Annotated in this window: 12 protein-coding genes; 8 read left to right on the top strand and 4 right to left on the bottom strand. The window is 34.1% G+C overall.

Annotated elements, in window-relative coordinates:
• The first annotated feature begins 674 nt into the window (after positions 1 to 674).
• From GH808_RS02725 to GH808_RS02700, 7 genes are all read left to right on the top strand, one after another.
• Positions 675 to 1,271 (top strand): type IV toxin-antitoxin system AbiEi family antitoxin domain-containing protein, encoded by a 597-nt coding sequence (locus tag GH808_RS02725; protein ID WP_186841281.1) that lies wholly within the window; start codon positions 675 to 677, stop codon positions 1,269 to 1,271.
• Positions 1,271 to 2,164: a nucleotidyl transferase AbiEii/AbiGii toxin family protein gene (locus tag GH808_RS02720; protein ID WP_186841280.1), complete on the top strand. Its 894-nt coding sequence runs from the start codon at positions 1,271 to 1,273 to the stop codon at positions 2,162 to 2,164. Before GH808_RS02725 ends, GH808_RS02720 begins: the two co-directional genes overlap by 1 nt.
• A gap of 26 nt (positions 2,165 to 2,190) precedes the next feature.
• Positions 2,191 to 2,367 carry a Fic family protein gene (locus GH808_RS15735; RefSeq protein ID WP_420797517.1) on the top strand — a complete coding sequence of 59 codons (177 nt, stop codon included), beginning with the start codon at positions 2,191 to 2,193 and terminating at the stop codon, positions 2,365 to 2,367.
• A 176-nt stretch (positions 2,368 to 2,543) separates the two neighbouring features.
• Positions 2,544 to 2,831: an N-acetylmuramoyl-L-alanine amidase family protein gene (locus GH808_RS02715; protein WP_186841279.1), complete on the top strand. Its 288-nt coding sequence runs from the start codon at positions 2,544 to 2,546 to the stop codon at positions 2,829 to 2,831.
• Between the two features lie 455 nt (positions 2,832 to 3,286).
• Positions 3,287 to 4,402: an ATP-binding protein gene (locus tag GH808_RS02710; protein WP_186841278.1), complete on the top strand. Its 1,116-nt coding sequence runs from the start codon at positions 3,287 to 3,289 to the stop codon at positions 4,400 to 4,402.
• Complete coding sequence (locus tag GH808_RS02705) at positions 4,395 to 6,677, top strand: S8 family peptidase (protein ID WP_186841277.1); 2,283 nt, start codon at positions 4,395 to 4,397, stop codon at positions 6,675 to 6,677. Before GH808_RS02710 ends, GH808_RS02705 begins: the two co-directional genes overlap by 8 nt.
• A gap of 41 nt (positions 6,678 to 6,718) precedes the next feature.
• Positions 6,719 to 7,651, top strand: coding sequence for a bacteriophage abortive infection AbiH family protein (locus GH808_RS02700; protein WP_186841276.1), 933 nt, complete (start codon positions 6,719 to 6,721; stop codon positions 7,649 to 7,651).
• Positions 7,652 to 8,241: 590 nt separating this feature from the next.
• Here the strand turns inward: GH808_RS02700 and GH808_RS02695 are convergent.
• Together GH808_RS02695 and GH808_RS02690 are read right to left on the bottom strand one after the other, a co-directional pair.
• Positions 8,242 to 9,627, bottom strand: coding sequence for a tyrosine-type recombinase/integrase (locus tag GH808_RS02695; RefSeq protein ID WP_186841275.1), 1,386 nt, complete (start codon positions 9,625 to 9,627; stop codon positions 8,242 to 8,244).
• 29 nt (positions 9,628 to 9,656) lie between these two features.
• A complete protein-coding gene (locus GH808_RS02690; protein WP_186841274.1) occupies positions 9,657 to 10,484 on the bottom strand; it encodes a helix-turn-helix domain-containing protein in 828 nt (275 codons plus the stop codon).
• Positions 10,485 to 11,240: 756 nt separating this feature from the next.
• Here GH808_RS02690 and GH808_RS15515 point away from each other — a divergent pair.
• Positions 11,241 to 11,363 (top strand): hypothetical protein, encoded by a 123-nt coding sequence (locus tag GH808_RS15515; protein WP_279289658.1) that lies wholly within the window; start codon positions 11,241 to 11,243, stop codon positions 11,361 to 11,363.
• A gap of 143 nt (positions 11,364 to 11,506) precedes the next feature.
• Here the strand turns inward: GH808_RS15515 and GH808_RS15730 are convergent, their stop codons facing one another.
• Positions 11,507 to 11,782, bottom strand: coding sequence for a Txe/YoeB family addiction module toxin (locus GH808_RS15730; protein ID WP_186841273.1), 276 nt, complete (start codon positions 11,780 to 11,782; stop codon positions 11,507 to 11,509).
• The gene (locus GH808_RS02680; RefSeq protein ID WP_186841272.1) at positions 11,776 to 12,015 is read right to left on the bottom strand and encodes a type II toxin-antitoxin system Phd/YefM family antitoxin; all 240 of its coding nucleotides are present in this window, start codon (positions 12,013 to 12,015) and stop codon (positions 11,776 to 11,778) included. Before GH808_RS02680 ends, GH808_RS15730 begins: the two co-directional genes overlap by 7 nt.
• Positions 12,016 to 12,304 lie beyond the last annotated feature (289 nt).

Below are 12,304 nucleotides of genomic sequence, written 5' to 3'. Positions count from 1 at the left end.
CTTCTTCTTTTTCACTAAACTTCTGTGGAAACAATTTATGGCTCCATTCCTTAAAGTATTTATCCACAGTGTTCTGAGATAATTCAGCATGAATCTGTGTCGTTTAAGCGACGTATGACCTACAAAATTTTGATAACAACACTCGGTACACCAGCCTCTAACATATGACTGGCAGTTGAATGCCTCATGGAATGAGGCGGATAGCTATCTTCATCGAACAAGGATGGGTTTTCTTTTTTAGCAACGTGCATATATTTTTTAAAGATCTCTCCGATACATGAAACCCTCATCTGCTCATGGGTTTGACTCGATTCGTCTGTGTGTATTTCCTAGAACCTGATTTCAAGAAACCAGCCGTTGGTTCTGCATTCCGATAATGGTAGCCCGATGAAAGGAGCCTCCTTGATGGAAACACTTCATAAACTGGGCATCATATTATCCCAAAGCGGTCATTTTACAACTATTTTTGTCTTACTATTGTCGTGATTTTTATTTGTTGGATTTTGTTCCCAACTATTTGTAGACATTATATTGGAATGGGAAAGAACTTTTTAAACGTGAAAAAGATTGTTATGAATTAGAAAAGCGGTATTTTTAACTTGAGAGATTAAGAGCTAAGCTGTATAATAAAGTAAATATATCCGCTCGGAAATTTAAAAGAGGTGATATTAACGGTGGACTGCGAGAAATACAAAAGAGTATTTGATGAAAATAATGGTATTATAAAATTATCCGATTTTACCAAGGCGGGGTATCACAACACAGTTATTGATCGATTGATTAGAGAAGGAAAAGTAATCAAGATACGTCCTGGATTCTACGAATGGCAATATGAGGACGTCATATCCGAGGCTATCATTATCAATAAACTCTATCCTGACGCAATTATCTGTATGGATTCAGCACTTTATCTTTATGATTATACAGAGAGAACGCCCCGTGCTTGGCATTTGGCAGTGAATAAAAACAGTTCTAAGTCGAGATTTAAAATCGATTATCCTAAACTAAAAATCTATTATATTGTTGAAAAATATTTTAAAATAGGTATATCTGAAATTGAATTTGAAGGTCAGATGCTTAGAATCTATAATCGGGAAAAAACAATATGTGATATTATTCGATATGAGAAAAAAATGGATAAAGAAGTATTTAATAAAGCGATTCGAAGCTATGCAACAGATTCGGATAAAAATGTGGCCAGACTGGTTGAATACGCAAAACTGATGAATGTTGAGAAAAAAACTAAAATGATCATAGGGATGTGGATGTGATGGTAAAGGTGCAGGGACTGCTTCAGAAATTAAAAGAGAAATCCAGAAAAGAGGGCATATCTTATCAATTTATGCTCCAGTTGGTTTGTCAGGAGGAGTTCTTAAGGCGATTGGCAAATTCAAAGTATCGAGAAAATCTAATTCTTAAAGGTGGTTTATTTATTTTTGTATATACCGAGTTTAGCAGTAGGCCAACAATGGACATTGATTTTTTAATGAAAAATTTGTCAAATAATCAAACGGACATGTTAAACGTCATTAATGACATAATAAATATTGAAACTGATTATCCTTTTATTGAGTTCCAGATAAAGACGATTATGAATATAACTGAACAAAAAGACTACCACGGTATCAGAATCAAAATGATGGGTGCAATATCAAATACTAAAACACCATTTGATATTGACATTGGCATTGGCGATGTCATTGTGCCGCATGCGGAAAGTAGAAAAATTGGTGTCCAGGTCGGTGGGTTTGAATCACCAAATATTTTGACTTATTCTCTGGAATCAACTGTTTCTGAGAAATGGGATGCCATTATAAGTCGCATGGAAACCACCAGTAGAATGAAAGATTACTATGATATTTATTACTTGGCAGGTCATTACGATTTTGATGGAAAAATATTGAAGGATGCGCTATTGAATACATTAAGCAATCGAAAAACGTTTTTTGATGAAAATACGATTATAAAAGTCTCAGATATGTATAATGACACTGATATGCAAAAAAGATGGGAGTCATTTTCTAATAATTCATTGGAAATAGACTTGGAGTTTAAAACTGTAGTTGATATAGTTGTACAATTCATAGGGAAGCCGATGGATGCGATTATTAATAAAATAGATTTTTCAGAAGATTGGTATTCACATGAGAAAATGTATAAATAAGTGATAGCGACTAAGTTAGAAAATTAATGAACTGTCTGAGAAAAGATACATTATCATCGACAGAATTGATGCAACACTTTGGATTATCCTACCGGACGACATTCCGGGCAAATTATTTAAATTCTGTCTTGGAGACGGCCTTAATTGAACTGACAATTCCAGAAAAACCAAACAGCAGCAAATTGAAAACTCGGACGCCATAATTCTGGGGCATTAATTTAGCAACTTTTTTGAAGTGTCTGCTTCTGTAGTAGGGTTTAACATATAGATCTGAGATGATTAAATTCAACTACTTCTGGCGTCTATTTCTATGGAAAAACTATTATACTATGAATTTTATTAAAAAGGTCGTTTCTAAAGGTAATCGTTATGAGTCCGGATGACTATTCAAAAATTAATGAAAGCGGAACCAAAACCAAAACCAGCAGCGCCGGCTACACCTGAAGCTCCAGTTGGGAATTTATCTTGGAAAATAACATGTATTAATCCAGGTCATGGCGGATTTGATCCTGTGGCTAGTGTTATATATACGCGAACTACTGATGAACATGTTTACCAGTCAGATCGTCCTGTGATTGCCAACAGTGTGGGGGGAGATATTTTTGTTTCAATTCACCACAATAGATCAAGTGATTCGAGTTCTTCCGGAACTTGTGAGATCTGCTAACCAGGAAGTGAAAGCTGGATCCGTTTGGCCACGCTTTGCCTGAATGGATTGTATAACCGATTAGGTTTACAACAGCAGGGGACTGATCCAGCGGGATGATTCAGACGTGACTTACACGGATGTGCCGGCGGTTTATTACCGAGGTTAGTTTTGCCAGTTTCTCCGCTGATTGTGCGCTGTTTAATAATGGCGGTGTAGAACTGGAAGCGCTGGGGATCCTTGAGGGAATTCTTGCCTATTTTCGATAGAGTAATTCATTGCCACCATCGGGTGGTCTTTTTTTTATTTAGCAAAGTTAAGTGTTTTTAAACCGATAATGAAAATTTATAAATGAACGGCGCAATAAGCTGTTCCACAATTAGATGAATGATTAATTCGGAACAAAATAATTGACAAATGGCTTTATTAGTTATATTATAATTGCACCATAAATAATAAATAAAGGGAGTGGAGCGATGGATGCATTTGATTTAATTCCCAAGCTTGTGCGTTCAAGCTTGGAATGTGATAGAAAAACAATTGAAGCGACAGCATTGATGATTGCTAAAAAAATAAAAAAAGAACGTCCGGAAATTGCAATTGAGATTACAAAAGCTTTATCATATTCTGGCTATAGGGGATCAATGGCTAGATCTATCGATTTACAGCCATTGCCAGTTGACAAAGAGAGTCGATATTCGCTAGTTAAAGTTGAAGAGCCAATTGAAAGCATGGAACCTATACTAAATGAATATACTCGAAGACAACTAGATGATTTTATAAGTGAGCGGAAAATTCTTGATAAATTTTTAGAAGAAGATATAATTCCGCCAAATAGCATTCTTCTAGATGGTCTTCCTGGGGTAGGCAAGACGTATATCGCAAAATGGATGTCGTATCAACTGAATTTACCACTAGTCACATTAGATCTTGCTTCATCAATTTCAAGTTATCTCGGAAGGTCAGGTCAAAATATTCGAAGTATATTTGAATACGCAACCTCACAAAATGCGATTCTGTTCTTGGATGAATTAGATGCTATTGCAAAACGAAGGGACGATGCTGGAGATTTAGGTGAATTGAAACGCCTAGTAAATGTGTTGCTAAAAGAATTAGAGGCATGTCCTAGCTCATGTGTAATAATTGGAGCTACAAATCATCCAGAACTTTTGGACAAAGCTATTTGGCGGCGTTTCGATAGAAGTTTAACTATTTCAATGCCAGGAGAGGAAGAACGAAAAAAACTTCTTGTTAGACATTTGGGTAAATTTGTTAAAGAAATCAACAAAGAAACATTAGAGTATTTAGCTCAGAATACAAAAGAAATAAACTCGGCAGATATATGCAAACTAAGTGAACATATAAAAAGACAAATTCTTTTGAATTCAAATACCCCAAAAACATTTATTGCTCTTTCAGAATTGTTCAAAATAGTTCAATTAGGTACTCGAGAAGATAAAGTGAAATTGTGTAGAAGATTAAAAAAAGATTTTACGCAATTATCTCTACGAGAAATATCACAAATAACACAAATACCACTTACTTCAGTTTCGAGGTATTTAACAACGAATAAGGAGGAAAATAATGGCTAAAGAAAAACATCCGATATTAGCACATGGAGAACTTTACGTGGAACCAATTGTAAAAAAGAAAGCCGGCGGTCCTAAAAAGATACCTCACGAATACCAAGACGCCAAACTCCGTATTTTAGATGAAATCGATAAAATACATGATAAAATTATTAGTAATGCAGAAGTTTTTATGAAAGAAAAAATTATATGCGTTAGAATGGAACCAAAGTTTGAAGCGAAATCTTATGTTCCGACAGCTCTGATTCAATCAAATGATAGTATGAAAATTGTGGGAGGAAGAAAATATAACTATTTTGATGGACAAGGTGAACAAATATCTGCAAAATTATATTTTATTAAAACTAATGATATGGGGATTCGAAACTTGCGAAGTACCCTTGAGAGTGGAAGCAGGGATAATATCGAAACGTGGCGCAATCAAATTGGATCTATTCATTCACTTGACTTGCTTGAGCCAGACGAAAAAGTTATGGGATTTGAAGAAAAATGGGATCACGGTTCAGTTGAAATAGTGTTGCATCCACTTGGTGCTGAAAGTGATGATTTGCTAAAGTTATTCTATGAAACTAGTAACATCGCTATTGAACGTACAAAAGTAAGAAGATATGAGGATGGACTAATATTCATTAGTGCAAATTGCAGCAAAAATGAAATTGAAAAAATTAAAAAAATAAACCCCCTTCGAGCAATCCATCCATTAGGCAGAGTAGATATTGCACCAATACGAGAAGCTACATCTGAAAACGCACCACAGATTAAACCATCTCAACATAAGTCAAATATTAGTGTTGGTGTTTTTGATGGAGGAGCAGATGTGTCAGTTCCATTATTAAATGGTTATGTTAATGCTAACGATTGTGTAGAAACTCACCCTGATTTGGATTATATTTCCCATGGAACAGGCGTATGTGGCGTAGTTTTGCACGGAAACCTTGCAGGAAAAAGCAAAAATGATCTTTTAGAAGTACCTTGTTTATCGATTGAAAGTTATCGAGTGTTACCATTGAAAAATGAAAGTGATTTCGAACTTTATGAAGCGATAGATGCAATTGAACAAGTGGTTAAAACAAGAAATGATTTAAAACTGTTCAATCTTTCATTTGGCCCTATTGGAGCTATTGTTGATGACAGTATTAGCAGATTTACATATGTATTAGATCGTCTTACATATGATGTTCCTGAAGGAGAGACCAACCCATTGTTTTGTGTTGCGGTAGGAAATGATGGTGATTTGGGCTTTCCATTTAATAGAATTCAATCACCATCAGATATGGTAAATGGTTTAGGTGTGGGAGCATATACAATTGATCTTGATGGAGAAAAACAAAAGGCCTCTTATAGTTGTATTGGCGGAGGAAGAGAAGGGGCAAAAATAAAACCAGATTTTCTTGAATTCGGTGGAAGTATTGATCGTCCCTTTGTTTTAGTTGGGACTAAGCCAAATACTTTAGCAGCTTCTGCAGGAACTAGTTTTGCATCACCATTAGTGGTTAATAAAATTGGAACACTAATGGCTCATAGTGAAAATATAGAACCGCATCTCGGAAGAACATTGTTGATACACAATGCTGAACGTGCTTGTCATTTAACACAAGAGGATCAAGGGTATGGGTTTTGTCCAGATAATGTGCATGAAATATTGACATGTGAAGATAAAAAAGTAACTATTTTATATTCAGGAACATTAGAACCTAAACAAACGGTACAGCTCCCTGTTTTTGCACCACACATCAATAGAGTTGCTGGAAATGTGACAATATCTTGGACAATTACTACAATTGTTGATCCTTTTGTAAATGACCCTGATGCTTATACCAATAATTGCATCGAGGATGTTTTTATACCACATGAGATGACGTTTAACTTTTCTAAATATGGACATCCTACAAAAAAACTAAACTTGTTAAAAAAAGATAGTATTATACAAGCGAGCGAATTACTTGATAATGGTTATAAAAAATCAAATTTTCCAGTCAGTCATCCAAGTAAAAAGTATTGGGAAGAAACTGATTTAAGGGCTACTGATTTGAAATGGGACACTGTAATCAGTAAGTATCAAAGAATGCGAGGAGCATCTTTACTTAATCCTGCTATTACATTACATGCAATTGGAAGAAATGATTTTGACGCACGAGAGTTAAAGTATTTTGTAGCAGTTTCGATTGAAGCCCCTAATTTTGAAGGAAGTTTATATGACACAATTTTACAAAACTATCAAAATTTAGCACCTATTGAAATAAGAAATATAAATCGAATTATGGTCAATGCAAATTAGAATAAATAGTTTCTAGAGAGTTGGTTTGGAAGAGGGAGAAAATGAATTTATTAATTATTGGAAATGGTTTTGATTTAGCTCACGGTCTACCAACATCATATGAAGATTTTCATAAATATCTAAGAAATAAGTATCCGTATACAAATTGTGATGAATTTATAATTCCATGTAGTTCTATGAATGGAAAAGGAGAAGAAATATATTATGATGATAATGAGATTATCTCATTTATTTTGTTTTTAATATCAAATGCGGAAGGGATGGGAGAAGAATGGAATGATTTTGAAAATTCTTTAGGTTTGTTAGACTTTAATGAATGCTTTGAAGATGTTCCAGAATTTTATAATAAGGCTGGTGATCTGGAAGATTGGCAAAATGCAAATAATATCGAACTGGCTGCCATAAATTTGGTGCCATGTATTAGTAAAATTGATAATTACTTTTCAGAGTGGATACGAACAATTATAATTGGTCAAAATATTTTGAGAAAACCTGAATTATTAAACTTAATTGACAAAAACAATGACGTGTTTTTGACATTTAATTATACAAACACGCTAGAATTAGTTTATGAAGCTAAAAATGTGTATCATATTCATGGAGAACAAAATGGTGAAATAATATTTGGGCATGGTAATAATTTAGATTACATTGAGGAAGAAAAAACCTATATAGGTTCGGAAGATAGTTTGCAAAAAATGCATGATTCTTTAAAAAAGGATACAAAGGGATCTATTGAAAAGAATCATGAATTCTTTAGTAAACTTACATCATCGATAACAAAAATATACTCATATGGCTTTTCTTTCTCCCCAGTTGATGAAATATATATCAAGGAGATATGTTCCAAACTTCCAACTGAAAGTATCACATGGTATTTGAATAATTATGATGAAATAGAAAAAATTAATGAGTATAAGAAAACAATTTGCAGCTGTGGTTTTAATGGAAGTTTTGAGTTGTATTCGATTTAAAAACTCTAAGCCATGAAAGATAATTTAAGTGTGAAAATAATTTTTGTTGAATATGAGAACTATCGATTAATAGTGTCAACTTTATGGAGTCGTTTGCTTTTTCTAGCTTAACGGCAATTTCCGGAATAAAAATATTTTTAGAACCAATGGTTGATGCAACACTGACAGAAGAACCATTAAAAAAGCATTGGAATAGCAAAATGGAAGTGTGGGAAATGGCATTGTAATTATTTCTAATGATACTTTGACTTAATCAATTACAGGTGTTTTCTGGCGTCCATTTGGCGTCCGTTTCTATGAAAAAGCATATTAAGTTATGAATTCTATTGAAAAGCATGAAAAGAACAATCACTTAGACGGCATAATAAAGCCGTTTAAGTGATTGCGTGAAAGTTATTAAAAGTTGACCATATAATTCGTAATCAGTAGGTCGGGAGTTCGATTCTCCCCGCTAGCTCCAGTAAAAATCACATAAGAGAGCCGTTTTGGTTCTCTTTTTTTTATGTCTGAAGATGTGGAGAGGGCAAAAAAACCACGAGTTGGGGATTATTTGGGGATTGTTTGTATAAAAAAAAGCTCCATAACCACAGTTATAGAGTTTTATGAGAGTGCTTAATTAAAATGTTTTCCATGGCATCACTTGCTTTTGCGTCAGCAGAATTAATTGCATGAGCATAAATATCACCAGTTGTTGATACATTAGAATGACCTAACCGGGTAGATACTGTTTTGAGGTCCACACCACTAGCTATCAATATTGTGGCATTTGTATGCCTTAACGAGTGAAGATGTACGGGCTTTAAGTTATGTTTTTCAGTAAATTTTTTTAGATATTTGCCGGTAGTGTCAAGATTCATTGGTTCGCCGTTCCACTTGGTAAAAATATAATCAGCATTGATCCACCGATCGCCAACCTTGAAGCGTTCTTCCAATTGCCAAACCCTATAAGATTTAAACAATTCAAAGATGAAATCTGGTAGTTTAATACTTCTCATAGAACCGTACGTTTTAGTATTGCCTTCAAAAGTTTTTTCACCGGGTATATACTTTAAAGAACGTTTAACGGTGATTATACTGCTTTCAAAGTCGACATCATCCCATTTCAAACCGCCAATTTCTCCACGTCTTAAACCACTGAATATAAGCAAATTAATAGCAAGTTTATATTTTATGGGTTCATTGTCTAATAGTATTAAAAGTTCTAGGGCTTCTTTATCATCCATGAATTGAGGCTCTTTTTTTTCGAGTCGTGGCAGTTCTACACGTTTCTCAATAACATTAAAGGGAATCACGCCCCACCTAACAGCCGTATTCATAATATTATTCAATAGCCGGTGGTAATGCAAAACCGTATCATTGGTGACAAGTTTTTGTTCACTTGCAGAAGCGAATAATATATCAAAATCCAGTTCCAAGGCTTTTGTTATCTTTTGGGCAATGTCAAGAGTTGTATTACCACCTTTTTTTAATCGCCTCAGAGTGTCATCACTTATTCCGGCTTTTGATGAAATATCCTTTTGTTTCATGGTGGATGTTAATTTTAAGTAGTGATCCGTAACCTTGAACTTTTTCCCACCTTTTACGCAGATACTATTTTTAATTTTTGCATAGAAATCTTGAACATGTTTAGGGGTAATCTTTCCAATTTTAATATGCCCCAGTTCTTCAACAATTTTTATTGAAAGTGCCTGATAACCGTTAATGGTTACCGGGGAAAGGTTTTTACTATTTACATAATCTTTAAACCAGATCTCAATGAAATCAATCAATTTTACATTGCTATCCAGAACGTAACCCAGGGTACATTTTTCTTCAAACTCAACTGCTATTTTATTGAGTTCTTTATCTAATTGTTTTTGGGTTATTCCTTCAGGAGGATTATAAGTTAAATAACGCTTTATTTGCTTTCCGAAAGTGTCATATCCACAAGAAACAACAATTCTATATGCGGTTCCTCTTTTTTCAATATTAGCCATGGTTACCTCCTTATGAGAGATCTTTTTATTTAATCTTGGGACTCACTTGATTCAAGAAATTGATTCAGATATATTTCGCTTTGTATAGCATCAGCTTCCATATAGTCTTCTTCTGTTTCGCAATTAAAAAACATGATGTTCTTTTGAATATCATCAATGAGTAAGAGCTCTTCATAATTTTCATGTATTGCATCGCTTAGAACGTCTTTAATTTCCTCTGCAATTTTATATAAATCGTATTTAATATCAAATTTATCCAGCCTTCCTATATTTGCCGTCCATTTCCTTTTTTCTAATTTAAGAGATTTAAAAAACTCAATACTATTATCTAAATCCAAGGTTTTTACCCCATATATAGAAAGTTCTTCTTCATTAATACATAAATTATTTTCTTTAACATATTTTTTAAAAAAGTTTTCCTCAAATTCATGTTCTGAAACAGCGTCAATCATGTATTGGCGAATTGAAATAAACAATCCAGTAAAACGTTTTGCAGAAACAAAATAATTAAAATAATTGATGCCCCAATTAAGCTCTCTTTCTTTTATTTTTTTAATTGTATGAATTGCTCCGTCACTAAGACCTAGTTTATTACTAATTGCAATATCGTCAATTTCAGTGCTTTCAGAATTTGTTTTACCTAATAAATAATCAGCTGATACCTTGAAGTACTCTTTTATTTTATAAAACTTTTCTATATTAGGCTGAACCGAACCGTCTGCATATTGCGAAATTGCTTGTCTTGATATTCCAACTTTTTCAGCAAGTTCTTTTTGAGTAGTGTGGTGTTCTTCCATTAGTTTCCTTAATCTTGTTGCAAAAGTTCCATCGTGACCGATAATAATAACTTCACTCATTTTCAACCCCCCCCTGAATGTTTGTTTTACTTGCACTTGAATTGCAGTGCACTTTTTACTTGCTATACGCAGCATTCATCAACAAAATCATTGACAAAGAATTGGCCAGTTACGAGAAAAAACTCAAAATTGACAAATCGAAAGTGATTGAAGTGAAAGACAAAGATAAATATTTTAAATTATTAAAATAAAGCTGGCATTAAAATGAAAATCTGATTGCTTCCGCAATCCGGGTGGAAATCTGTACAAAGTAGTGCGATACACACGATGTACGATTCGCCAAGAATCATTGAGCATTTCCTATCTCCTTTTTTAAAATTAATGGCTTACGCCAGTTGTCAACTCTGATCCGCAGAGTTGACAATTTTTTTTCAAAACAATTCAGATTGCCTCCGCAATTCGGGAATGAAATTGAACATCATTTGGTTTATGAAAGATTGGATGTTCTGGGGCTCACATTGGGCGGGCGACCACCTGTGAGGTGGGTTATTAAAAAGAGACAACCTGTCAGCTAAACGACTGATCGTGATTGTCTCTTTTTTTATAGCAAGAGTGCTTAACTTGTCGATAAATATTAGTAGAACATGTTTTCACAAACAAACCGCTATATAAAGCCATTTGCTAACTTGCTGGTAACTTGCTTTAGGGTTAACAGCAAGAGTACAACACGTAGCAGCTAAAAACGATCAAGAATGTTGAAAATTTAAGATTTACACGTTATTGTATTACAAAGTGAGATTCAAAAGGAGGGTTGACATGGCAACAAAAAGTGTATTGAAAAGTGTTGATGTCAAAGACAGAAGGCTATGTCGTCAATTTGTCAATGCTTTGGAGAATGCGAAAGGCCGAAAGGCAAACGGAGCATTAACGTCAAAATGAGCAAGCCTGTGAGAGAAGTTCATGGGCAAGACATTAAGGCTTTGTTTAATTAAATATTTAATCAGAACAGAATTCTTAACGAAACAAAAAAGAGCAACCAGTCAGCTAAAAGCCGATCACGGTTGCTCTTTTTTATACTATGCTCAGAATGAATAGTGCGTCCACATACTAACAATAATCACAATTTTGTCATCTTTCTGGATTTTATAAACCAGCCGATGCTGACGATTAATACGACGCGAATAAAACATTTTGAAATTTCCACTAAGTTTTTCATAGGGTGGTGGATTTTTGAACGGGTCTGTTTTTAAAACTTCAATCAGTTTGTCAACATTTTTTTTGAGAGCAGGAATAGCTTTGATTTTTTCCTTGTCTTTCAGAGCTGATTTCAAAATAATGATTTGATAATTGTCTACCATTCAAAATTCACACAATCGTCAACCGTTGCATCAATCCCCTCATCAAGTCGATCTTTCATGCCGGGTATTGATGTCAGATAAAGTGTTTCAACAAGACTGTTATATTCGGCTTCGCTGATAATGACGGCATTACCTTTTTTTGTATTCACATTAATTACATCATTAAAATCAATGGCTGAATTTAAATATTCAAACAGATTCTTTCTTAAATTAGTAGCATTAGTATTTGTCATATTGGCACCTCCCGTATATGTACATTATAGCGTACATATACAATGAAGTCAAATAGATTGTTTGCTAATTACCATGTGCTGGTTTTTCAGCGCCATCTATTTGCACCACATTTCGCTTTTTAGCCGTATTCTCAACAAAAACGTACGCAAAGACCAATACAAGATTAGGGTGTCAAAAGTATTTTCACCCCATTAATAATTCTCTCCAACTGAGGGTTGACTTCTGGTAAAATAGATACAGAATCAAAAGCAGTGGAGGCTACAAAACGATGTCATTTAAGACCAACAA

Source organism: Acetobacterium fimetarium (assembly GCF_014284475.1).
Taxonomy (GTDB): domain Bacteria; phylum Bacillota; class Clostridia; order Eubacteriales; family Eubacteriaceae; genus Acetobacterium; species Acetobacterium fimetarium.
Note: the sequence above shows the minus strand (reverse complement) of the source record. Positions and strands in the feature narration are given on the sequence as shown.

Bases quoted from the DNA above. Each gene is read 5' to 3' on its own strand.
- GH808_RS02720 (WP_186841280.1), top strand. From the start codon at position 1,271: ATGGTAAAGGTGCAGGGACTGCTTCAGAAATTAAAAGAGAAATCCAGA.
- GH808_RS15735 (WP_420797517.1), top strand. From the start codon at position 2,191: ATGAACTGTCTGAGAAAAGATACATTATCATCGACAGAATTGATGCAA.
- GH808_RS02715 (WP_186841279.1), top strand. From the start codon at position 2,544: ATGACTATTCAAAAATTAATGAAAGCGGAACCAAAACCAAAACCAGCA.
- GH808_RS02710 (WP_186841278.1), top strand. From the start codon at position 3,287: ATGGATGCATTTGATTTAATTCCCAAGCTTGTGCGTTCAAGCTTGGAA.
- GH808_RS02705 (WP_186841277.1), top strand. From the start codon at position 4,395: ATGGCTAAAGAAAAACATCCGATATTAGCACATGGAGAACTTTACGTG.
- GH808_RS02700 (WP_186841276.1), top strand. From the start codon at position 6,719: ATGAATTTATTAATTATTGGAAATGGTTTTGATTTAGCTCACGGTCTA.
- GH808_RS02695 (WP_186841275.1), bottom strand. From the start codon at position 9,627: ATGGCTAATATTGAAAAAAGAGGAACCGCATATAGAATTGTTGTTTCT.
- GH808_RS02690 (WP_186841274.1), bottom strand. From the start codon at position 10,484: ATGAGTGAAGTTATTATTATCGGTCACGATGGAACTTTTGCAACAAGA.
- GH808_RS15515 (WP_279289658.1), top strand. From the start codon at position 11,241: ATGGCAACAAAAAGTGTATTGAAAAGTGTTGATGTCAAAGACAGAAGG.
- GH808_RS15730 (WP_186841273.1), bottom strand. From the start codon at position 11,782: ATGGTAGACAATTATCAAATCATTATTTTGAAATCAGCTCTGAAAGAC.
- GH808_RS02680 (WP_186841272.1), bottom strand. From the start codon at position 12,015: ATGACAAATACTAATGCTACTAATTTAAGAAAGAATCTGTTTGAATAT.